The following is a 20354-nucleotide window of genomic DNA, read 5'->3' as shown; positions in this document are numbered from 1 at the left end:
CGGCCTCCCCACTTCCGGCGGTTTCACCGCCTCTTTGGTGAGGTTCTAGGCGGGCACCTGCCCCGCGTCCAGTCCGTTGATACGTTTGCGCGGCGCCTCGGGTGTCGTCAGGCGCTGACGGCAAGCGGCGCAGGGTCTTGTGTTTTCGGGTTCGGATCGCGCAGCACATAGCCACGGCCCCAGACCGTTTCGATGTAGTTGTCGCCGCCTGTCGCCACGCTGATCTTCTTGCGCAGTTTGCAGATGAACACGTCGATGATCTTCAACTCCGGTTCATCCATCCCGCCATAAAGATGGTTGAGGAACATCTCCTTAGTCAGCGTCGTCCCCTTGCGCAGCGCCAGCAGTTCGAACATCTGGTATTCCTTGCCGGTCAGATGCACCGGATCGCCTGCCACCTCGACCGTTTTGGCATCGAGGTTGACCGCAACCTTGCCAATCTGGATTTGCGAATGGGAATGCCCTTTCGAGCGGCGAATAATTGCATGAATACGCGCGATCAATTCATCGCGGTGGAACGGCTTCGTCAGGTAGTCATCCGCGCCAAGGCCAAAGCCCTTGAGCTTCGCCTCCGTGCCGTCATCGCCAGAGAGGATCAGGATCGGCGTTTCAACCCGTGCCATCCGCACATGACGCAGCACCTCCAGCCCGCTCATATCCGGCAAATCCAGATCAAGAAGGATCAAATCGTAATCATAAAGCTTCGCAAGATCGAGACCTTCCTCCCCCATATCCGTGACGTAGATATTGAGATTGGCGTGGGTCAGCATCATTTCGATGCTTTTCGCCGTTGTCGGATCATCCTCAACCAACAGAATTCGCATGCTTTTTGCTCCGTCATCACTTGTTCACCGCAAGTGTAAAGGCAACAAGGTTAATCTCTGGTTACCACTGACGAACGGCGCAAATCAACTCCGGGTTGTTTCATTCTTTGTTGCAATGTGACCTTTAAGCCGTCCGGCCCATGCGCGGCAAAATCCGCCTCCCACGACTGTAATTCCTCATCCGTCAGCGCATAGCGGCTGCAGGCGGTCTTGCGCGAGATCAGCCCCGCGCCAATGGCCTCCACCACCACCCGCTTGCGCGAGGCCACCCAGCGGCGCACATCCGCCGGTGGCAAATCTGCCATGGTCAGGCTGCGCCCGTCCTTCAGCCGCACCGTGCGCGGCCCGTCCACTCTCTTTAGATACATCACTCACCCCTTGTGTTGATGGCAACAGCCTGCGCCAAAGGGGTAAACAACAAACCAAACCGCCCCTTGAGAATAGGCAGCATTTTCATATATTGCGCGACATCTCCTCCTGTCCGCGAACGGATATGTCATGCCCCTTGATCCGGCACTTAACTCACTTGGCTTTGCCAAACCGCCCAGCGAAACCCGCGTGGTCGTTGCCATGTCCGGCGGCGTGGACAGCTCGGTCGTCGCCGCGCAACTGGCCGAGGAAGGCTACGATGTGGTGGGCGTGACCCTCCAGCTGTACGATCACGGCGCGGCTCTGGCCAAAAAAGGCGCCTGCTGTGCGGGGCGCGATATCCACGATGCCCGCCGCGTGGCCGAGGAAATGGGCTTCCCGCATTACGTCCTCGATTACGAGAATATCTTCCGCGACGCCGTCATTGACGAATTCGCCGATAGCTACCTCGCCGGAGCGACCCCCGTTCCCTGCATCCGCTGTAACGAGCGGGTCAAGTTCAAGGATCTGTTGGAAACCGCCCGCGATCTAGATGCCGATTGCATGGCGACCGGCCATTACATCCAGCGCAAGATGGGCTCCGACGGGCCGGAGCTGCACTGCGCCGCCGACGCCAACCGCGATCAATCCTATTTCCTCTTCTCCACCACACCGGAGCAGCTTGATTACCTGCGCTTCCCGCTGGGCCACCTGCCCTCCAAGGACGCCACCCGCGCGCTTGCCGCCCGCTATGGCCTCTCCGTGGCCGACAAACCCGATAGTCAGGACATCTGTTTCGTCCCCAACGGCAATTACGCCAGCGTGATCGAAAAACTCCGCCCTGGCGCCGCTGAGCCGGGTGAGATCGTCGATCATGAGGGCAACGTCCTCGGCGCCCATCGCGGGGTGATCCACTACACCATCGGCCAGCGTCGTGGCCTCGGCATCGGCGGCTTGGCTGACCCGCTCTATGTGGTGAAGCTCGATGTGGAAAACCGCCGCGTCATCGTCGGCCCGAAAGACATGCTCGCCACCCGCCGCGTTCCCGTGCGGGAGATCAACTGGCTGGGCGATGCCCCCTTCACTGATGCCGCCGAACACCACGTCGCGGTCAAGGTCCGCTCGACCCGCCCGCCGACCGAGGCGATCATCCGCCCCATTTCCGCGACCGAGGCCGAGGTAGAACTTGCCGTCGCCGAAGAAGGCGTCAGCCCCGGTCAGGCTTGCGTGTTCTACGACCCTGACAGCAGCCGCATCCTCGGCGGCGGCTGGATCTGGAAGGGTGCCTAACCCATCGCCGCCAACACAGCTTTGCTGGCCTCATCAGCAGGGAACATCAATTCGACACGCAATTCGCTGAGCGTGATGTCCTCGGTTCCGCCAAGCTGCATGAAGGTCGAGAACAGCGACAACCGCATCTCACCCGCGCGATAGATCGTCGGGATCAGCGGCGGCAGCGGGCCTTCCGGCGCAAACTCCGCGACCGCCGGATCGCTGCGCAGCCGATCCGCGGCCCGATCCAACACCCTGCGCCCACCCAGCGCGCGGCTTTCTACCTCCAGCCGCGTTAGCAAATGATGCCCAACCTCCGGCCAGTTCTCGATCCAAGCCGCCGGCCCCTCCGGGAGATCGAGGAGCGCCAGCCCACTGCCGCCCATGCCGATCCCCGCCATGCCAAACAGCCGCTCCGCCGCACCGTTCATACCCAGAATCCCCCAGTCACGGTCCATCAGAACCGCCGGATACGGCGCATGGTTCTCCATCACCCGTTCCAATGCCGCCCGCACTGGGGCAAGCGCCTCGGCATCGAGCGGCGTTTGGCTGTAAGCGGCCGCAAATCCGGCGGCGGTGAGGAACTCATTGACCCGCACGCGCGGCAGGTCCAGCGCCTGTGCCAGTTGCATGACCATGTTCCGGCTGGGCCGCGCGCGCGCCGATTCCAGAAACGAAAGATGCCGCGCCGAAATCCCCGCCTCATGGGCAAGGCTCAACTGGCTGTGGCGTTGGCTGCGCCGCCACTGGCGCAAAAGGGTCGCGAAATCTGTCATGCCCCCAGCTTACGCCACTTGCCATCGCAAAACACTTACCTCCGACGTAATTGTTTTGCCGCGCCCGCTCCGGCTCACTGTACAGGACAAATGCGAAAGGACATCCCATGTATGACACACGCTCTGCCACGCTGATCGGCGGCTGGTTGATCCTCGGCTTCGGCCTGATCCTCTCTATCGGCAACCTGCCGGGCCTCAATCCCTACATGGATCGGATGCTCGATCTGGTGATCTGGCAAAAAGACCATGGCAGCTACCTCACCGTGACCGAGGCACGCCTCGTCGTTGCTGTCACCGGCGGTATTGCCTGCGCATGGGGCGTGCTGCAAATCGGCCTCGCCCGCAGTTTCGGCGCGACCCAGCCCGACGCGCTGCGCCTGATCGTCATCCGCGCCTATTGGGTCTGGTTTTTGGTGGATGGCGCAGGGTCACTCGCCGCCGGTGCGCCGCTCAATATCCTCGGCAATGCGGCATTCCTCGCGGTGCTGCTCCTGCCCTTTGGCAGACAACCTGCCCGCGCCCCTACCCTTTAACACCGCACCAAAGCAAAAGGCCCCGCGTCCGGCAGAACGCAGAGGCCTTTTCGTCTCTCCAAGCCGCAGCTTAGGCGTGTTGTGCAGCCACAACCTTGCCCGTGTTGCGCTGGAAGAACCGCACGAAAAGAGTGCGGATGTAAGCGGCGCGCATAGCTTGTGCCTGATTGAGAATTGCAATGTGATCGACAGTCATCTTTTTTGCTCCTTTATGTTAAAGGAGAGATAGTCTCGCCGCAGCGCAGAAAAAACAGACAAAACGGAATGTCCGCCTTGCGCCTCGTGCATAGTCCGCATGTCTGGCGTTTTCATTTTGCCTGTTATTTCAGCCCTGCCAACAACGCGCGGGCCGCGCGCAGCCCCGGTGCCTCGCCACCCCGCCCCAGCCGGTCCATCGTCAGCCGCATCGCGTCTTTCTGGGCCTCCGGCGCGCACCAAACCGCCTCAAGCCCCGCCGCGATTTTCTCTGGCGTGCAGGCTTTGCCAATGAACTCCGGCACCCCCCGTGTATCCGAGACAAGGTTAACCAACGTCACCGTGTCGATCTTCACCATCCGGCTGATGATCGCGCGGCTGACCGGGCTCATGTCATAGGCGATTACCATTGGCACATCATTGGCGGCCAGTTCCAGCGACACCGTGCCTGAAGCCGCCAGCGCCAGATCAGCCACCGCGAATGCCGCGCGCTTCATTGCGCCGTCACGGTCCTCCGCCGGATCAATCAATACGGGCTTCACTGGCCATTCAGCAGTCAGCTGCCGCACAAGGCCAGCCACAGGCGCCGCGCAGGGCAGCACAACCCGCATCTGAGGGTGCCGCGCACAAAACTCCGCCAGCGCCGCGCCAAATCGTTCGGTCAATCGCTGCACCTCGCCGCGCCGCGATCCGGGCAGCACCAGCAGCACCGGCCCGTCGCCCAAGCTGTAGCGCGATCGGAATGCCGCGATCTCGCCCTCCGTCGCCACTTGCATCGTCGCCACCGGATGCCCGACGAAATCACACGCCACGCCCGCCGCCTCCATGTAGGGTGGCTCGAAGGGCAACAGCGCGAGCACCTGATCCACCCGCGCCGCCATCTTGTCCGCCCGTTTGGGCCGCCAAGCCCAGACCGACGGTGCCACATAATGCACGATGCGGATATCTGGCCGCGTTGCCTTCACCATCTTCGCCACCCGCAGGCAGAAGTCAGGGCTGTCGATTGTCACCACCACATCCGGCGACGTGGCACAGATTAAATCCGCCATCTGTGCAATCCGCCGTTTCAGCGCCCTGTATTTGGGGAGCACCTCGGCAATCCCCATCACCGACAGCTCCTCCATCGGGAAACGGCTCGTGAGTCCCGCGCCCTGCATCGCAGGGCCGCCCACCCCGTCAAACCGCACATCTGGAACCAGTTGCCTCAGCCCCGCCATCAGTGCCGCGCCGAGCGCGTCGCCGGACGGTTCACCGGCAATCAGGAAAACCCGCATCAGCCGCGCACCCAGATCGTCAGACCCGCAGAATCGGCCTCCGCGCGGCATGTGGCAAGATCGAGGATCATCACCCCGCCCGCCTCGATCACAATCGCCGCAAGCTGCGCGGCAATAGCATTGCGCACGGTTTCCGGCCCGATCACCGGCAGATCGGCGCGCCGGTCCTGCCCGCTCTTGGGCGCTTTATAAAGGATACCCCCCACAGCCTCGCCCCCCGCAAGGCTGCGCAACATCCAGTCCGTCCCGGGTTGCGCTTCAACGGCCACGACCTGCCCGCCACGGATCACACATGCCTGCCCGATATCCAGCGCCGAAAGCCCCGCCGCCACCACCGCCCCTTTCGCGGCATCGCTTTCGATGTCGGGTGTCGGCGCGGCACCAGCCAGCACACCTGCCGCCGGCAGCGCATCCGGCACCAGATCATGCGCCGCGACCACCTCAAACCCTTTGTCCTTAAGGATTGCGATCACCTCGCGCAGCGCCCCATCATCTCCCTTGCTTAGCGCCGCTCTTACCCTTGGCAGCAGCGGCAAGGTCGCCGCATCCAGCGCGGCAAGCGACACCTTCGGCCGGTCAATGCCACCGGCAAGGCACACGCGCGTCACACCGCGCTTGCGCAGAGTTTTCAGCAATCCGCCAAGTTTCTCGATCCTGAACCGGATATCGACGGGCAAATCGGTGTCGATACCATCCAAGGCACAAACGATCACCTCTTCGCCCGCCCCCGTGGCTTGATGGTACACATTTACCGGCAGTTGCCCGCGTCCGGCGATCAGAGCCAGCATCGCGTCACCTCGGCGTCAGGAAGCTGCGGTCGCTGTCCCCAAGGATAAAGGCCATGATTTCCTTGACCTTTTCTGCATCCGCGCCCGTTTCCAACCGCGCAGCCCGCTCCATGAAGGTGCCTTCGCCGCTGCGCAATTCTTCAAGCGCCGCCCGCAGCGCCGCGATTTCGGCGCGATCCGCGCCGCGCCGCTTCAGGCCCACAAGGTTCAGCCCGTCCAGCTCCGCCCTTGGCGCCTGCACCAGCCCATAAGGGATCACATCCTTCGTCACCATGCTCAGCGCACCAATGATAGCGCCGCGCCCGATGCGGACAAACTGGTGAATGCCACACAAGCCCCCCACGATCACGTCATCCTCGATGATGCAATGCCCCGCCACGGCGGAATTATTGACGATGATCACGCGGTCGCCCAGATGCGCGTCATGCGCTACATGGCACCCCGCCATCAGCAGCACATCATCGCCAATCTTCGTCAGGCCACCACCGCCCTCGGTGCCGGTATTGACGGTCACATGCTCGCGGATACGTGCCCGCGCGCCGATCTCCAGCCGCGTGTCTTCGCCGCTGAATTTAAGGTCTTGCGGGATCTCCCCCACCACGGCGAAAGAGAACACCGTGCTCTCGGCACCGATCTCCGTGCGCCCTGTGACCATCGCGTAGGGTTTCAGCTCCACATTGTCGCCCAAGACGACCTGCGGACCCACATAGGCAAACGCGCCTATGCGACAGCCCTGCCCCAACACGGCCCCGTCCTCGATGACGGCAGAAGGATGGATCGCCCCCATCAGCGTCAGAGGTCGAGCATGGCGGTAAATTCGGCCTCCGCCGCCATTTCGCCTTCGACCGTGGCCACGCCTTTGAACTTCCAAACCTTACCGCCCGGCTTGCCGCGCGTGGTTTCCACATGCATCTCCAGCACGTCACCCGGCACGACCTTGCGGCGGAACTTGCACTTGTCGATTGCCATGAAATAGATCAGCAGATCGCCATTGATCAGCCCCATCGTCGCGCCGACCATCACGCCAGCTGTCTGCGCCATCGCCTCAACGATGGTAACGCCCGGCATGATCGGCGATCCGGGGAAATGCCCCTGAAAATGCGGCTCGTTCATCGTCACGTTCTTGATTCCCACGGCAGAGCTTGTGCCGTTGATGTCACGCACGCGGTCCACCAACAAAAACGGATAACGATGCGGCAGGATTTGCTGGATCAGCTGGATATCTGCGGATGTGGGTGCCTCGGGCATTGGGTGTCCTCTCGTTGCGGTGCGCATCGGGCGCATTCTTTGTTACCGCTTGCGTAGCAGCCCCCGCGCGACGGAGCAAGATTGCCCACTCACTGCGCGGCAGTCTCCTCACCACTTCCGAGCGTCGCGTTCACCGTCTCCAATGCGCTGTCGGTGATGTCGATCGCCCCGACAGACAGAAACACGCTGCGCCTGTCCAGCACCACAACGCTGCCCGCATCGACCATCAACTGCCCGATGATGTTTTGCGCGGCGGCAAAGAACGCTTCGCGCCCCTCGGTGACCGCGTTTTGCAGGGCTTTTTCTTTGGCATCCTGCGCGCGGCGGATGTCCTGCACCTTGGCGTCGAAAGCGTCTGCCGCCTGCCGGAAAGCCTCCGCCTCCATCGTGGGGCGGCGCTCGGTCAGGCTGCGTTCCTCTTCGGTCAGGTCAGCTTCGATGCGGCGGTTCTCGGCGGCCAGTGCCTCGCTCTCGGCCCGCAGTTCGTCCAGCACTCTCTGCCCGAAAAGCGATTCCTGAAACAACCGCTCCGGATCAATAAGCAGAACCGGACTGCGCAGCGCAGACGCTTCCTGCCCCGCGTCCGCCTGCTGCGCTGCCGTGCCATTCGCCACCGCGATGGCCAGCGCGACGCCCGCTAAGCAATGGCGCAACAGCACCGCGAGACGCATATCAGAAGCTCGTCGAGATAGTGATGTCGAAGTTCCGCGTCTGGTCATTGGCTTCCGTCTGCAACGGCTGCGTCCAGTTGAACCGCAGCGGCCCGATCGGTGTATCCCAGAACACCGAGACACCCGCGACCGAGCGCGGCGTGAAGGCGTCATATTCAACACCAGCACCCAGCCCTGTGTTCCACAACGCGCCGTAATCCACGAACGCACCGCCCTTGATGCCAAACTCCTCCGGCAGTCCGAGCGGGAACTCCGCCTCCGCGCTGGCAACCGCATAGGTCTCGCCGCCAAGCGCGTCACCCGTCGCCGTATCACGCGGCCCGATTCCACCCGGCTCAAAGCCGCGCATCGTGTTCGAGTTCAGGCTGAAACGGTCGATGATCCGGCTGCGGCCGGTGAAGTAGGCCAGATGCCCGCCCTCAACGCTGGCACGCAGGGTCACTTCCTCGCTCAACACGCTTTGCTCGATACCGGCCAGCGCCGTTGTCTTGAGGAAGGACGTGCTACCCACACCCAGCTCTTGCCCAAAGCGCAGCACAACGCCGCCGCTGGGGTTCAGGCCGGTCAAGCGGTTGTCCCAGTTGAAGTTGTAGCCCAGCGAATTGGTCCAGATGCCGCCCAGATCACGATCCGCCTTGAGGAAGTCAGATGCCGAGGCCGACACATCAGTGATGTTGCCGTAGTTCAGGCCGTAATACAGCTTCAGCCGCGCATCTTCGCTCACGGGGAAGCTGATCGACGGGCTGAACCGGAACTCGGTCGTGTCGAAATCCGCGTTCTCGTTGTCCGTTGTCGTATAAGACGTATCTAGCCCAAAGCCCAAGTCGCGGCCCAGCAGGTACGGCTCGGTGAAGCTCAGGTTGAACCGGCGGTTGGTCAGCGCCGTCGAGATCCGGAAATCAAGCTGCTGCCCGCGTCCAAGGAAGTTGCGCTCGCTGAACTCTGCCAGCAGGCCAAAGCCCACATCGGTGTTATAGCTGCCCCCAAAGGTGAACGAGCCTGTCGGCGCCTCGGCCACATCCACATCAATGATCACCTGATCACTGGCCGAGCCAGCGCGCGTTTGCACCGATGAGTCGGAGAAGAAGCCAAGCGCCCGAATACGCTCCGCGCTCTGCCGGATCAGGCGCGGATTGAACGGATCACCTTCCACGACGCGGAACTGGCTGCGCACCACGCGGTCCAGCGTCGAGGTGTTGCCCGAAATGTCGATCCGCTCAACAAACACACGCGGCCCGCGCACCAGCGCAAACTCGACATCCAGCGTCAATGCGCGGTCATTGCGGGTGACTCGCGGCTCAACTTGCAAGAAGCTCACACCCTCGCGCAGCGCCAGTTGCTCCAGCCGCGCGATGTTCGTGTCGATCATCACCGGCGTATATGCCGCGCCTTCGCGGAACCGCAGCGCCGCTTCATAGGCCGCAGCGTCGACCCCTTCGATCTCACTGACGACACTCACATCCCCGAAACGGAACTGCCGCCCTTCCTGCACCGCAAAGGTCATCAGGAAACCGTCGCGCTCATTGGTCAGGGTCGCATCGACGCTCAGAATTTCGAAATCCGCAAAGCCACGCGACTGGTAGAAATCGGTCAGCACCTGTTTGTCAAATTCCAGCCGGTCCTCAACAAAGGTATCGCTCCCGATCAAAGCCCGTAGGAAACCCGCCTGCTTCGTTTCCAATACCCTGCGCAAACGGCGGTCAGAATAGCTGCGGTTGCCGATAAAGCTGATCCGCTCCACTTCGGTTTCAGTGCTTTCGTCAATCTCGAACACAAGATCAACGCGGCTCTCCGAGCGCCGGATGATTTTTGGCGTGACCATCGCATTGATGCGGCCCTTGGCGGCATAGGCGTCAACCAATGCCTGCACGTCCGCCTCGGCCTGCGACGGGCTGTACACACGGCGCTGCTGCGAAGCGATCAGTCTGAAAAGTTCCGCGTCGCTGAGAACGCGGTTCCCTTCAAAATTAATGCGGTTGATGATCGGGTATTCTACCACGCGAATGATCAGCGTCCCGCCCGAAGGGATCGCATCCACCGACTCGAACAGCCCGCTTTCACGGATCGCCTGCGCCGCCGCGTTCAGCTCTGCCGCCGAATAGCTCCGCCCTGCGGCGATTCCCCCGATCCCGAGGATATTGGCCGACTCGATCTGCGTATTTCCCTCAACGCGGATCGACCCAAAGGCAAAATCCTGCGCCAGAGCAGCGCTGGAGGTCAGGCCACTAAGCCCAACAAAAGAAACAACAATCAGACCGCGTGCATACGACGATAGGCGCGCAGTCACGCCTCTTTCTTGAGCGTTCATTGATACCGCCAACTTCAGACATCCCAGGTATCCAAATGAGTATCGGCTCCCAGCCCGCTTGTCAAAAGCAAGTAACCCGCCGCCACGCATCCGAGCGTTTTCTTGCAAGGTGTTAGCTGGCGGCGCTCATTCGTTCCGGTGCGCGCAAAAGCGGAAGCGTGCCGCCCATACAAGAACGCGCCCCCTTTTGAGGGAGCGCGCACCTGTCAAAGAAGATATGCAAACGGTCTAGATGCCCCCCAAGGCAGCGCCCAAAAACAGAGCACCGAGGATCAGGGCCGCATAAATCAGCCGATCCACATTCAGACCAATGAGGAAAGATAGACTACGAACGCCGCTCGATAGGGTTTGCATAAGACCTCTCCATTCAGCTTGTAAGCTGATAGTCACGCCGGAATATGGCGCAAAAATGGCAGTCTGTCGTCAAATCAGGGGCAAGCATTGATCCCGAGGTCATTCGCCAGCGCCACTGCCATGATCGTAAAGATCAGGCCCAGCCCTCCGGCAATCAGCACCCGCAGCGCTGTATCGCTTGGCTTGCGTCGTGTCACGGCTTCATAGGCATGAAACACCAGATGCCCGCCATCCAACACCGGTATCGGCAGCAGGTTCAGCAAACCGACAGCAGCGGATAAGAACCCGATAAAGCTGATGAAATCCACCAACCCCGCCTGCGCCATTGCACCCGATGTCTGGGCGATCTGTACAGGGCTGGAAAGGTTACAGGTCGAAAGCTCTCCCGCCACCATCTTCCACATGCCCGAAAGCGAAATGCGCAGGATATACCACAACTGCTCTGCACCCAGCTGGATCGAGGTAAAGAACCCCGGCGATACCGTCTCCACATCGTAAAAGACATTACCGGTAATACCGATCAGGTAGCGCCGCTCAAAGCTCCCATCCGCGCGCGGCAGGTCGAGCAACGCAGGCTCCAATTCGAATCGCAGCGTCTCACTATTCCGCCAGACATCCACATCCAGCACACGGCCTTCAGAGGCAGAGACTATCTCCACCATCTGGTCAAACTTCCAGACAGGCTGGTCGTCAATCGCGGTGACAACATCCCCGCGCCGGATGCCCGCAACTTGCGCCGCGCCGGTGGGGCTCACATTGAGCGCCATTGTGGTCACCGGATACGGGCCGGTTACGGTCATCCGGTTGCCATTACGGCGGATGTCGTATTCCAGCACCGGCTGTTCCGATATCTCGTCAACGATCCGTTCAACCTCGCTCACACTGTTGATCGCAATCCCGTCGATCGCCAGTATTTCGTCGCCTGCCTGCAATTCATTCTGGTAATGCGGCGGTAAATCCGGCGTGCCGCGCAGCACCATCGGGTCGGTGGCGATGCCGGTATTCATCACGATGCCGGTGAAAACCACGATACTCAGGATAAAGTTGAAGATCGGCCCCGCCGCCACAGTCGATGAACGCGCCCACAGCGGTGCGCCCAGCATGGTATTGCGGCCTAAATTCTTTCCCGATGCGCTCGCCGCGTCAGAATCGCCGCGAAACTTCACAAAGCCGCCCAAGGGGATCGCCGCCAATTGCCAACGGGTGCCGCGCTTGTCTGTTACGCTGAACAACACCGGCCCGAAACCGAGCGAGAACACATCAGCATCAATGCCGCTCCACCGGCCAACGATGTAATGACCGTACTCATGCACGGCGACGATGATTGAAAGTGCCACGATAAAAGCCAGAAGCGTCAGGCTCAGGTTTCCAAAGCTGGGCAAGAAAGTCGAAAGATCCACTGATACAAACCTAAATATTGTTGATTTCCGCCACGGCCATTCTGCGGGCCGCGCGATCTACTTCTTCCACTATATCTAACGTCATCTCGACATTTTGCAGCCCCTCGCGGGACGACAATTTGTCAATAACACGGCCAACAATCTCGGCCATTTGGGTAAATCCAATTTCCCGCGCGATAAACGCATCGAGCGCCTGCTCCTTGGCGGCATTAAAGGCCGCGCCAGCTAACCCCCCGATTTCCATCACATTTGCCGCAATATCGAGCGCCGGATACCGCGCGGTATCCGCAGGGCGGAAGTTCAGAGTCCCAATTGTGGCAAGGTCGAGCCGCGCGACGGGCAGTTCCCTGCGCTCCGGCCAATGCAGCGCATAACCGATCGCATGGCGCATATCCGGCGCACCGACATGCGCCATCATCGCCCCGTCATTAAAGCCAACCAGCGCATGGATCAGACTTTCCGGATGCACGATGGTTTCGATCTTTTTCGGATCAATGCCAAAAAATTCGCGCGTCTCTATCAGCTCCAGCGCCTTGTTGAACATCGAGGCGGAATCAATCGTGATCCGCTGCCCCATATCCCAGTTCGGGTGCGTGGCGGCCTGCTCCGGCGTGGCTTCCACGAGTTTTTCCAACGGCCAGTCGCGGAACGCCCCGCCCGATGCGGTAATGATGACCCGCTCCACCGCGTCGATCGCCTCACCGACCAGCGCCTGAAACACAGCCGAATGCTCGCTGTCCACCGGCAGGATCGTCGCGCCGTTTTGCTCGGCGGTGTTCATGATCAAACGGCCTGCTGTCACCAGCGATTCCTTGTTGGCGAGGGCCAATGTCCCGCCCTGCTCCAGCGCCGTCAGCCCCGGTGCCAGCCCTGCCGCACCAACGATGGCCGACATCACCCAATCCGCCGGTCGCGTAGCAGCTTCAATAAGCGCCGCCCTGCCCGCCGCAGCCTCAACGCCCGATCCAGCCAGCAAATCTCGTAACGGCGTCAGCAAGCTTTCGTCAGCCGTCACAGCGACCTCAGCCCCCAGTCGGATCGCATCTTTCGCCAAGCGGTGGATATTCTTGCCGCCCGTCAAGGCGACCACCTGATAGGCGTCTTTGTCTCGCGCTATCAGGTCGATGGTGTTTTGCCCGATACTCCCCGTCGCACCGAAGATTGACACCCGCCTCACGGCAGCACTCCCGCGAGGGGCGTGCCCGCAATCACCAGCCACACCAAAGCGGCGCCAAGGATCGCATCAAACCTGTCCAATACACCGCCATGCCCTGGGATCAGGTTGGAACTGTCCTTCACCCCTGCCCGCCGTTTTAGCGCGCTTTCGGCAATGTCGCCCATCTGCCCCGCCAGCGCCGTCACCGCCGACAAAAGCACCAGCCCCCAGCCCGCATCGGCCCAGATCACGAACCCCGCGCCAACCAGCGCCGCGCCGATCCATCCGGCAATCGTGCCGCTCCATGTCTTTTTCGGGCTGACTGCGGGCCAGAACCTTGGCCCTCCCAGCATCCGCCCTGCGAAATATCCCATAACGTCAGAGGCTATAACCACCGCGATCAGCCACAAAACCGCGGCCAATCCCTCTTGCCGGAGGAAGATCAACCCCGCCCCCGCCGCCAGCACCGCCAATGCGTAGCAAAACCCAGCAATCCGGTCGCGCGCTGCCCGCACTGCCAGCAAAACCGGCGCGGTCAGAAGGAGGAGAAACGCCATTTCCGTCTGGCTGAAGGCAAGATAAACCACGCTCCCCGCGCCCAAGGCCGCCAAACCGCCGCGCACGGGCATCTGTGCCGTGCCAAAGAGCGGCACCAATTCCCACACCATCAGCGCGACAGCCACCAGCACCAAGAGCGTGAACCACACACCGCCAAGCGCCACGGCAAAACCCGCCACCAAAAGCAGAACTGCCGCCGAGAGCAGCCGCGTCCTCAGATCGGACCAAGCACCCTCAGCGGCAGCCATATTCGTATTCCTCGCGAACGATCACGCAGGTCACACCTGCATGATCTCTTCTTGTTTGGTGTTCAGCGCGTCATCGACCTTCTTGACATAAGTGTCGGTCAATTCCTGCACTTCGGATTCCCAGAACTTCTGATCGTCCTCGGACAGACCGTCGGCCTTGGCCTTCTTAATCTGGTCCATCCCGTCGCGACGCAGGTTTCGGATCGCAACGCGGGCATGTTCTGCATATTGCGCGGCAACCTTGGTCAGTTCGCGGCGGCGCTCCTCGTTCAACTCGGGGATCGGCAACATGATGATCGTGCCATTGAGCTGCGGGTTAATGCCCAAGCCGCTCTCGCGGATCGCTTTTTCGACCTTACCCACAAGGCTCTTGTCCCACACGTTGACCGTCACCATGCGCGGCTCCGGCACGTTAACGGTGCCCACTTGGTTGATCGGGGTCATGCTCCCATAGGCATCGACCATGATCGGCTCCAGCATCGAGCCAGATGCCCGCCCCGTCCGCAGCGAGGCGAATTCCGTACGCAGCGCCGCAAGCGCCCCGTCCATCCGGCGTGTCAGGTCATCAGTATCGAGTTCGAAATCGTCGCTCATCCGCTCTTCCCCTTCTTCTCGGGTCTTTCATCTCTGGCCGCGCGGCCGCTCCGCCCCGCTATAGCCTCAGGCATGTACCGTTGTATAGGTGCCTTCCCCTGCCAGAATGCCCTTGAACCCGCCCGGTTCGTCCAGCGAGAACACGATCAGCGGCATCTTATTGTCACGGCAAAGGGCAATTGCACTGGCATCCATCACCTTCAGGTTCTGCCGCAAAACCTCGTCATAGCTGATCCGGTCAAAGCGCTTTGCTTCGGGGTTGGTTTTCGGGTCGCTGTCATAAATGCCATCCACCTGCTTGCCCATGAAGATCGCTTCACAGGCCATTTCACTCGCCCGCAGCGCCGAGGCCGTATCGGTGGTGAAGTACGGGTTGCCGGTCCCAGCCGCAAAAATACAAACCCGCTTTTTCTCTAGGTGGCGCACCGCGCGGCGGCGGATGTAAGGCTCGCACACCTGATCCATCGGAATCGCGCTGATCACGCGGGTGTATACACCCAAGCCTTCCAGCGCGGCTTGCATCCCCAGCGCATTCATCACCGTGGCAAGCATACCCATGTAATCCGCCGTGGTGCGTTCCATACCCTGCGCGCTGCCCTGCAACCCGCGAAAGATATTGCCGCCACCGATCACCATGCAAATCTCAACGCCCATATCATGGACGGATTTCACTTCTTCGGCGATGCGTTGAACGGTCGGCGGATGCAGGCCAAATCCCTGATCCCCCATCAAAGCCTCCCCCGAGATTTTGAGCATCACCCTCTTGAACGTTGTCTTGGGTTCTTGGCTCATCGCGGACCTCTTTTCGCTGGGGAGTCTTTTACTGCCGTGCAAAATGTCCCAAAAGGCTGTGAGGTTCAATGGCGTATGAAACTGAAATGGCCGCAAATGCATCCCTAATTTCCCGTCTCGGTCTGGAGCACCTGCCGCCCGACCGTCCGGTCCTCGTCGCAGGGCCGACCGCCAGCGGCAAATCCGCTCTGGCGCTGGAAATTGCCGAAGCCGCAGGCGGTGTGATCCTCAATGCCGATGCGTTGCAGGTGTTTGACGGCTGGCAAGTGCTCACCGCCCGCCCCGAGGCCGCTGATCTCGCCCGTGCGCCACACGCCCTTTATGGCCATATTCCGTACGATGGCGATTACTCTGTCGGTCACTGGCTCCGCGAAGTGGCGCCCTATCTGTCGGGCGATACGCGCCCCATTATCGTCGGCGGCACCGGCCTTTATCTCACCGCATTGACCGAGGGTCTGGCAGAGATACCCCCCACCCCTCCCGCCATCAGGCAAGAGGCAGACGCGCTCCCCCTCCCCGCTCTGATTGCCGCGCTCGATAGCGAAACTGCTAGCCGGATCGACCTCAAGAACCGCGCGCGTGTCCAGCGCGCATGGGAAGTGCTCCACGCCACAGGCCGCCCGCTCGCCACATGGCAGGACGAGACACCACCGCCGCTTTTGCCGCTGTCACAGGCCGAACCGTTCCTATTCGACGCGCCCAAAGACTGGCTCGATCCCCGCATCGAACGGCGCTTCGATCTGATGCTCGCGGGCGGCGCGTTGGAGGAGGCCCGCGCCATGCTGCCCCGCTGGAATCCCGCGCTCCTCTCCTCCAAAGCCATCGGCGCACCGGAGTTGATCGCCCATCTGCGCGGCGAAATGACCCTCGACGAGGCCCGTCAAGCGGCGGTCATCGCCACGCGCCAATTCGCCAAGCGACAGCGCACATGGTTCAAGGCGCGCATGCGCAATTGGCGGGTTATCCCCGACTTATCCACAGGTTAACCCCCAGTTATTTCTCTATTTCCACATTTCTGCCATTGTCTGAGGCCATATTCCGCGCAACAATTTCACTTATCGAACCTACGCGGAGGGGAAAAATGGCCCTTGATCGCCCTGAAACATCGCATTCTGCCGCAGCGCGCCTGTCTTTGACGCCGATTTCGCACAACGCTCAGGCGGGTAAATGGCGCACCGAAGCCATGCGGAGCCACACCTCACCCCGCCTGATGTATATCGGTAAAGGCCAAGGCCGGATCACCATCGCGGGCCTCACGTCAGGCTACGGCCCGAATAACCTGATCTTCATTCCGGCCGGCACCATGTACGGCTACGAGGCTGGCCCCACTGTCTACGGCCAGATGCTCACGATCCCCTCTGCTATGGCCGCTGACTGGCCTGAGGAGCCTGTTCACCTGCGTCTGCGGGATGTGATTACCCAAAAAGAGCTGGTCGGCCATTTCGATAATCTCGAGCGCGAATTGAAGTCTGATCGCTCTGGCCACAGCCGCGCGGCACATCATTACCTTGGCATCCTCAGTGTTTATTTTGAACGTCAGCTCGCGCTTCAGCCTGATAACAGTAGCGAACTCGAGCGCGCCCGCAGCGCCTCCGCCCGCCTTGTCGCGGCCTATTCCGATCTTATCGAGCGGGATTTCCGCAAGTCTTATGGCGTTGCCGACTATGCTGCCGCCCTCGGCGTCACCCCCACCCACCTGACCCGCTGCTGCAAACAAACCTGCGGCCGTTCCGCGCTCAGTTTGCTGAATGATCGTGTGCTGTTCGAGGCCCGTGTTCTCCTGCGGGAAACCCGCACGCCGATTCAGGATATCGCGAAATCGCTTGGCTTCACCTCTCCGGCCTATTTCACCCGCAGCTTCCAAGCCGCGACAGGGCAAACGCCCTCGGCTTTCCGGCGCGGCTAGCCTCTCGCGGGTAAAAAATTCAATCCTGCCGTATATTATTTCAATTCCGCTGAAAGTGCTGCGGATAATCTGTAGGAACACAGAAATTTTAAGATGCAGAATGTCGTTATTTTGCTAGGGTGCCGTCGCTTTTGGTGCGCAATATGACGAAAGCAATCATTGACGCCAGTTTAAAAAAGATGCGCAATGGGCACGAGTGGGGAGTTCTGCGCGGTTTCTCTTGAGGATTGCGAACTGGATTTCCGGCCCTAAACGAATGATGTGTCACAGGGAGATAAATATGACGCACGAAACCAAGAAGCTGCACCACGCGGCTTATATGTATGCAGACGAGGTCAAGCGCGGAGAACTCAGCCGCCGTGAATTCCTCACCCGTACCACCGCACTCGGTGTGACGACGGCCGCTGCATATGGTCTGCTCGGCCTCGAAGCGCCGGTGCAGGCGGCGGCACACGCCCAGATGGGCGGCGTTCTGCGCATCCAGCAGGAAGTGCGCCCGCTGAAAGATCCGCGCACTTGGGACTGGACCCAGATCTCCAACTTCTGCCGCGGCTGGCTTGAATATCTCGTCGAAACACAGACCGACGGTTCCGTCCGCCCGATGCTTCTCGAAAGCTGGGATGTTAACGACGACGCCACCCAGTATGTTCTCAACGTCCGTCAGGGCGTGATGTGGAACAACGGCGAAGAACTGAACGCCGAGCACATCGCATGGCTGATCAACTACTGGTGTGACAGCGGCGTTGAAGGTAACTCGATGGCCACCCGCATGGGCTCGCTGATCGACCCCGATACCGGCGTTGCCCGCGACGGCGCGATCGAAGTCACCGGCAGCCACAGCGTTACGCTGAACCTGCCCAACCCAGACATCACCATCATCCCCGGCATGGCTGACTATCCGGCGGCCGTTATCCACCCCAGCACCAACCTCGACGACATTATGTCGACGCCGGTTGGCACGGGTGCCTATCTTCCGACCGAGATGGAAGTGGGCGTCAAAGGCACGTTGGTCAAAAATGCTGATCACGAGTACTGGGGCAACAGCGTAGACGGCTACAACGGCGCTTATGTCGATAGCATCGAGTTCATCGACTACGGCACCGACCCGTCTTCCTGGCTCGCAGCCATCGAATCCGATGAAGTTGATCTGCTCTACCAGAACGTCAACGAGTTCATCGACATCGCAGACGCCATCGGCTGGGAAAAGTCCGAAGTTGTCACCGGCGCGACCGTCGTTGTTCGCTTCAACCAGCAGACCGAAGTTGACGGCAAGGCGATCTACGCAGATCACCGCGTCCGTCAGGCAATCAGCCAGTCGGTTGATAACAGCGTCGTTCTCGAACTGGGCTACAACGGCCGCGGCGTTCAGGCCGACAACCACCACGTCGCCCCTGTTCACCCCGAATATGCCGATATCGGTCGTCCGAAGTATGACCCCGATGGCGCTGCGGCCCTGATGGCCGAAGCGGGCATGGCGGATTACGAGTTCGAACTGATCACGCTCGATGACGGCTTCAACAAGAACACCGGCGATGCAGTTGCAGCGCAGGTGCGTGATGCTGGCATCAACATCAAGCGGACAGTTCTGCCCGGCTCCACCTTCTGGAACGACTGGGCCAAGTACCCGTTCTCCGCGACGGAGTGGAACCACCGCCCACTCGGCGTTCAGGTTCTCGCTCTGGCTTATAAGTCCGGCGTGCCGTGGAACGAAGCTGGCTACGCGAACCCCGAGTTCGATGCCCTTCTGGACAAGGCATTCTCCATCGCGGATGCGGATACACGCCGCGAAGTGATGCGCGAGATCGAGACGATCTTCCAGAACGATGCAGTGATCATCCAGTCCTACTGGCGTTCGCTCTATCGTCACTATCGTCCGGGTATGTTCGGCGCCGATATGCATCCGGCATTCGAAATTCACGTACACAAGATCGGCTATTCGGCCTAATCTCTCAGTGAACATGGGCCGTCCCCTCGGGGGCGGCCTTTTTTGAGTCGCGCACTCAACTTGCAAATGAAAAAGTGGCGGCCAGCGCCACTGCAAACAGAACTGACAGGGGCGTCCATGGGACTTTTCATCATTCGCCGGTTAGGGGTTATGCTCCTCACGGCGCTTTGCCTCACATTCGTGGTGTTCTTTCTCACGAACCTCCAACCGAACCTCGAAAAACTCGCAAAAACCGAAGCAAGCATGCGGATGAGCGACGAGCAGGTTGTCTCGTGGCTCGAGAATCGTGGCTACAATCGCAATGTATTTGTTAAATACGGCGAATGGCTCGGCGTTCTCCCCGGCTATGTGATCGAAGATGAAGAAGGCAAAGTCCGCGGCCGCTGTATCCCAAGCGACGGAACTGCCGAAGATTCAGACCGCTTCTGCGGTGTCTTGCAGGGCTATTGGGGCTTCTCCACCGTGTTCAAGGACGGTGTGTGGGAGATTGTGACCCAGCGCCTTGGCCTCACCGCATGGCTGATGCTCTATGTGATGCTCGTCATGGTGCCCGGTGCGCTGATCATCGGCGTTCTGGCGGGTATGCGCGAAGGGTCCAAGCTTGACCGCTCCCTCTCCACCGTGTCGATCCTCACCACCGCCACGCCAGAATATGTCTCCGGCGTTGTATTCATCGCGATTTTCACCTCTTCTGCTGTTGGCCTCAAATGGTTCAACGGCTCCGCTACCAGCGCCACCGATGACATTACGTTCGTCAACTTCACCCTGCCGGTGATGACGATCGCGCTCTACGGCATGGGCTACATCGCCCGTATGACACGCGCGTCGATGACCGAGGTGATGACCGCGCAATACATCCGCACCGCGCGCCTCAAGGGCGTGAGCTTCCGCAATATCGTGATGCGCCACGCGTTGCGCAACGCGCTGATCGCCCCGTTCACCGTCATCATGTTGCAGTTCCCGTGGCTCCTGAACGGCGTCGTCATCGTCGAGACGCTCTTCAACTACAAGGGCTTCGGCTGGACGCTAGTGCAGGCTGCCGGCAATAACGACATCGAGCTCTTGCTCGGCGTCTCGGTGGTGTCGGTCTTCGTGGTTCTGTTTACGCAGCTGATCTCCGATATCGGCTACGTTTTCCTCAACCCGCGCATTCGCATTTCCTAA

General features: G+C 60.6%; 22 protein-coding genes. 6 read left to right on the top strand and 16 right to left on the bottom strand.

All coding sequences use genetic code 11. The features are described 5' to 3' along the window. Positions 1 to 107: 107 nt before the first annotated feature. Positions 108 to 824 carry a response regulator transcription factor CtrA gene (gene ctrA / locus AB1E42_RS08400; RefSeq protein ID WP_368343800.1) on the bottom strand — a complete coding sequence of 239 codons (717 nt, stop codon included), beginning with the start codon at positions 822 to 824 and terminating at the stop codon, positions 108 to 110. Between the two features lie 50 nt (positions 825 to 874). Further along, complete coding sequence (locus AB1E42_RS08395; RefSeq protein ID WP_368343799.1) at positions 875 to 1192, bottom strand: DUF1153 domain-containing protein; 318 nt, start codon at positions 1190 to 1192, stop codon at positions 875 to 877. A gap of 130 nt (positions 1193 to 1322) precedes the next feature. Here AB1E42_RS08395 and mnmA point away from each other — a divergent pair, with 130 nt between their 5' ends. Then, complete coding sequence (gene mnmA / locus AB1E42_RS08390; RefSeq protein WP_368343798.1) at positions 1323 to 2462, top strand: tRNA 2-thiouridine(34) synthase MnmA; 1140 nt, start codon at positions 1323 to 1325, stop codon at positions 2460 to 2462. Here mnmA and AB1E42_RS08385 read toward each other — a convergent pair. Beyond that, positions 2459 to 3220 (bottom strand): helix-turn-helix domain-containing protein, encoded by a 762-nt coding sequence (locus tag AB1E42_RS08385; protein ID WP_368343797.1) that lies wholly within the window; start codon positions 3218 to 3220, stop codon positions 2459 to 2461. The genes mnmA and AB1E42_RS08385 overlap by 4 nt on opposite strands. A gap of 107 nt (positions 3221 to 3327) precedes the next feature. Between AB1E42_RS08385 and AB1E42_RS08380 the strand changes: the two genes are divergently transcribed. Continuing rightward, complete coding sequence (locus AB1E42_RS08380) at positions 3328 to 3753, top strand: hypothetical protein (RefSeq protein ID WP_368343796.1); 426 nt, start codon at positions 3328 to 3330, stop codon at positions 3751 to 3753. A 70-nt stretch (positions 3754 to 3823) separates the two neighbouring features. On the opposite strand, the gene AB1E42_RS08375 is transcribed toward AB1E42_RS08380, so the two are convergent. The 13 genes from AB1E42_RS08375 to pyrH form a co-directional block, all read right to left on the bottom strand. After that, entirely contained in the window at positions 3824 to 3949 is a 126-nt protein-coding gene (locus tag AB1E42_RS08375) for an RSP_7527 family protein (RefSeq protein ID WP_368343795.1), read from the bottom strand. Between the two features lie 124 nt (positions 3950 to 4073). After that, entirely contained in the window at positions 4074 to 5222 is a 1149-nt protein-coding gene (gene lpxB, locus AB1E42_RS08370; RefSeq protein ID WP_368343794.1) for a lipid-A-disaccharide synthase, read from the bottom strand. Next, positions 5222 to 6010 (bottom strand): LpxI family protein, encoded by a 789-nt coding sequence (locus AB1E42_RS08365; protein WP_368343793.1) that lies wholly within the window; start codon positions 6008 to 6010, stop codon positions 5222 to 5224. Before AB1E42_RS08365 ends, lpxB begins: the two co-directional genes overlap by 1 nt. Before the next feature lie 4 nt (positions 6011 to 6014). Next, complete coding sequence (gene lpxA, locus AB1E42_RS08360) at positions 6015 to 6797, bottom strand: acyl-ACP--UDP-N-acetylglucosamine O-acyltransferase (protein ID WP_368343792.1); 783 nt, start codon at positions 6795 to 6797, stop codon at positions 6015 to 6017. Positions 6798 to 6802: 5 nt separating this feature from the next. Further along, positions 6803 to 7258: a 3-hydroxyacyl-ACP dehydratase FabZ gene (gene fabZ, locus AB1E42_RS08355; protein ID WP_368343791.1), complete on the bottom strand. Its 456-nt coding sequence runs from the start codon at positions 7256 to 7258 to the stop codon at positions 6803 to 6805. Positions 7259 to 7347: 89 nt separating this feature from the next. Then, positions 7348 to 7929, bottom strand: coding sequence for an OmpH family outer membrane protein (locus AB1E42_RS08350; RefSeq protein ID WP_368343790.1), 582 nt, complete (start codon positions 7927 to 7929; stop codon positions 7348 to 7350). Between the two features lies 1 nt (position 7930). Continuing rightward, on the bottom strand, positions 7931 to 10237 hold the full coding sequence (gene bamA / locus AB1E42_RS08345) for an outer membrane protein assembly factor BamA (protein ID WP_368343789.1): 2307 nt from the start codon (positions 10235 to 10237) through the stop codon (positions 7931 to 7933). Between the two features lie 228 nt (positions 10238 to 10465). Next, positions 10466 to 10591: a hypothetical protein gene (locus tag AB1E42_RS08340; protein WP_368343788.1), complete on the bottom strand. Its 126-nt coding sequence runs from the start codon at positions 10589 to 10591 to the stop codon at positions 10466 to 10468. Positions 10592 to 10665: 74 nt separating this feature from the next. Further along, a complete protein-coding gene (gene rseP / locus AB1E42_RS08335; protein WP_368343787.1) occupies positions 10666 to 11991 on the bottom strand; it encodes an RIP metalloprotease RseP in 1326 nt (441 codons plus the stop codon). A gap of 10 nt (positions 11992 to 12001) precedes the next feature. Then, positions 12002 to 13168, bottom strand: a complete 1167-nt coding sequence (dxr, locus tag AB1E42_RS08330; RefSeq protein WP_368343786.1) for a 1-deoxy-D-xylulose-5-phosphate reductoisomerase — start codon at positions 13166 to 13168, stop codon at positions 12002 to 12004. Next, positions 13165 to 13953 carry a phosphatidate cytidylyltransferase gene (locus tag AB1E42_RS08325; protein WP_368343785.1) on the bottom strand — a complete coding sequence of 263 codons (789 nt, stop codon included), beginning with the start codon at positions 13951 to 13953 and terminating at the stop codon, positions 13165 to 13167. The genes dxr and AB1E42_RS08325 overlap by 4 nt, the downstream gene beginning before the upstream one ends. A 30-nt stretch (positions 13954 to 13983) precedes the next feature. Further along, positions 13984 to 14547 carry a ribosome recycling factor gene (gene frr, locus AB1E42_RS08320; protein WP_368343784.1) on the bottom strand — a complete coding sequence of 188 codons (564 nt, stop codon included), beginning with the start codon at positions 14545 to 14547 and terminating at the stop codon, positions 13984 to 13986. A gap of 66 nt (positions 14548 to 14613) precedes the next feature. After that, on the bottom strand, positions 14614 to 15339 hold the full coding sequence (gene pyrH / locus AB1E42_RS08315; RefSeq protein WP_368343783.1) for a UMP kinase: 726 nt from the start codon (positions 15337 to 15339) through the stop codon (positions 14614 to 14616). An 86-nt stretch (positions 15340 to 15425) separates the two neighbouring features. Between pyrH and miaA the strand changes: the two genes are divergently transcribed. The 4 genes from miaA to AB1E42_RS08295 all read left to right on the top strand — a co-directional run bounded on the left by miaA (position 15426) and on the right by AB1E42_RS08295 (position 20354). Continuing rightward, a complete protein-coding gene (gene miaA / locus AB1E42_RS08310; RefSeq protein ID WP_368346394.1) occupies positions 15426 to 16325 on the top strand; it encodes a tRNA (adenosine(37)-N6)-dimethylallyltransferase MiaA in 900 nt (299 codons plus the stop codon). A gap of 95 nt (positions 16326 to 16420) precedes the next feature. Beyond that, a complete protein-coding gene (locus tag AB1E42_RS08305) occupies positions 16421 to 17245 on the top strand; it encodes an AraC family transcriptional regulator (RefSeq protein WP_368343782.1) in 825 nt (274 codons plus the stop codon). A 280-nt stretch (positions 17246 to 17525) separates the two neighbouring features. Continuing rightward, positions 17526 to 19190, top strand: coding sequence for an ABC transporter substrate-binding protein (locus AB1E42_RS08300; protein ID WP_368343781.1), 1665 nt, complete (start codon positions 17526 to 17528; stop codon positions 19188 to 19190). 117 nt (positions 19191 to 19307) lie between these two features. Continuing rightward, a complete protein-coding gene (locus AB1E42_RS08295) occupies positions 19308 to 20354 on the top strand; it encodes an ABC transporter permease (protein WP_368343780.1) in 1047 nt (348 codons plus the stop codon).

The sequence above is a fragment of the Pelagovum sp. HNIBRBA483 genome (assembly GCF_040931995.1).
GTDB lineage: Bacteria > Pseudomonadota > Alphaproteobacteria > Rhodobacterales > Rhodobacteraceae > JAEPMR01.
Note: the sequence above shows the minus strand (reverse complement) of the source record. Positions and strands in the feature narration are given on the sequence as shown.

Bases quoted from the DNA above. Each gene is read 5' to 3' on its own strand.
- AB1E42_RS08295 (WP_368343780.1), top strand. From the start codon at position 19,308: ATGGGACTTTTCATCATTCGCCGGTTAGGGGTTATGCTCCTCACGGCG.
- AB1E42_RS08325 (WP_368343785.1), bottom strand. From the start codon at position 13,953: ATGGCTGCCGCTGAGGGTGCTTGGTCCGATCTGAGGACGCGGCTGCTC.
- AB1E42_RS08340 (WP_368343788.1), bottom strand. From the start codon at position 10,591: ATGCAAACCCTATCGAGCGGCGTTCGTAGTCTATCTTTCCTCATTGGT.
- mnmA (WP_368343798.1), top strand. From the start codon at position 1,323: ATGCCCCTTGATCCGGCACTTAACTCACTTGGCTTTGCCAAACCGCCC.
- miaA (WP_368346394.1), top strand. From the start codon at position 15,426: ATGGCCGCAAATGCATCCCTAATTTCCCGTCTCGGTCTGGAGCACCTG.
- AB1E42_RS08350 (WP_368343790.1), bottom strand. From the start codon at position 7,929: ATGCGTCTCGCGGTGCTGTTGCGCCATTGCTTAGCGGGCGTCGCGCTG.
- AB1E42_RS08305 (WP_368343782.1), top strand. From the start codon at position 16,421: ATGGCCCTTGATCGCCCTGAAACATCGCATTCTGCCGCAGCGCGCCTG.
- bamA (WP_368343789.1), bottom strand. From the start codon at position 10,237: ATGAACGCTCAAGAAAGAGGCGTGACTGCGCGCCTATCGTCGTATGCA.
- AB1E42_RS08375 (WP_368343795.1), bottom strand. From the start codon at position 3,949: ATGACTGTCGATCACATTGCAATTCTCAATCAGGCACAAGCTATGCGC.
- fabZ (WP_368343791.1), bottom strand. From the start codon at position 7,258: ATGCCCGAGGCACCCACATCCGCAGATATCCAGCTGATCCAGCAAATC.
- frr (WP_368343784.1), bottom strand. From the start codon at position 14,547: ATGAGCGACGATTTCGAACTCGATACTGATGACCTGACACGCCGGATG.
- AB1E42_RS08365 (WP_368343793.1), bottom strand. From the start codon at position 6,010: ATGCTGGCTCTGATCGCCGGACGCGGGCAACTGCCGGTAAATGTGTAC.
- pyrH (WP_368343783.1), bottom strand. From the start codon at position 15,339: ATGAGCCAAGAACCCAAGACAACGTTCAAGAGGGTGATGCTCAAAATC.
- ctrA (WP_368343800.1), bottom strand. From the start codon at position 824: ATGCGAATTCTGTTGGTTGAGGATGATCCGACAACGGCGAAAAGCATC.
- AB1E42_RS08385 (WP_368343797.1), bottom strand. From the start codon at position 3,220: ATGACAGATTTCGCGACCCTTTTGCGCCAGTGGCGGCGCAGCCAACGC.
- lpxB (WP_368343794.1), bottom strand. From the start codon at position 5,222: ATGCGGGTTTTCCTGATTGCCGGTGAACCGTCCGGCGACGCGCTCGGC.
- AB1E42_RS08300 (WP_368343781.1), top strand. From the start codon at position 17,526: ATGACGCACGAAACCAAGAAGCTGCACCACGCGGCTTATATGTATGCA.
- lpxA (WP_368343792.1), bottom strand. From the start codon at position 6,797: ATGGGGGCGATCCATCCTTCTGCCGTCATCGAGGACGGGGCCGTGTTG.
- AB1E42_RS08395 (WP_368343799.1), bottom strand. From the start codon at position 1,192: ATGTATCTAAAGAGAGTGGACGGGCCGCGCACGGTGCGGCTGAAGGAC.
- AB1E42_RS08380 (WP_368343796.1), top strand. From the start codon at position 3,328: ATGTATGACACACGCTCTGCCACGCTGATCGGCGGCTGGTTGATCCTC.